General features: G+C 60.5%; 1 protein-coding gene. It reads right to left on the bottom strand.

Annotation, left to right across the window (positions count from 1 at the left end; genetic code table 11):
* A partial coding sequence (locus tag ODJ79_RS46890) for a transposase domain-containing protein (protein WP_263030221.1) occupies positions 1–83 on the bottom strand: 83 nt, incomplete at its 3' end.
* Between the last annotated feature and the right edge of the window lie 218 nt (positions 84–301).

Raw genomic sequence — 301 nt, 5'->3', positions numbered from 1 at the left:
AGCAGATAGATCACGACTCGGGCCGGTAACAAGCGGACCCGGTGCTGGACGCGATGGGTCGCGGTGAGGACCTCGTCGATCATCTCGAACGGGATCAAGCGGGTCAGCTCACCGAGATGACCGGCAGCGAACGGTCCCGCCGCTACCGTGACCGTGCGGGTTATGGCAATCTGATCGACCAAGCGGAGTTCCTGGTTCGGGGTTGTCTTGGAGTGACGAACCTCTATACCGGAACTCCGCTTCTCACTTCCCGTTCAACACACCTTGACGGCCGCCCGAGTTCCTTAACTGAACGGCGTTG

This window comes from Actinoplanes sp. KI2 (assembly GCF_025630775.1).
Lineage (GTDB): Bacteria > Actinomycetota > Actinomycetes > Mycobacteriales > Micromonosporaceae > Actinoplanes.
This window is presented reverse-complemented; position numbering and strand designations above follow the sequence as displayed.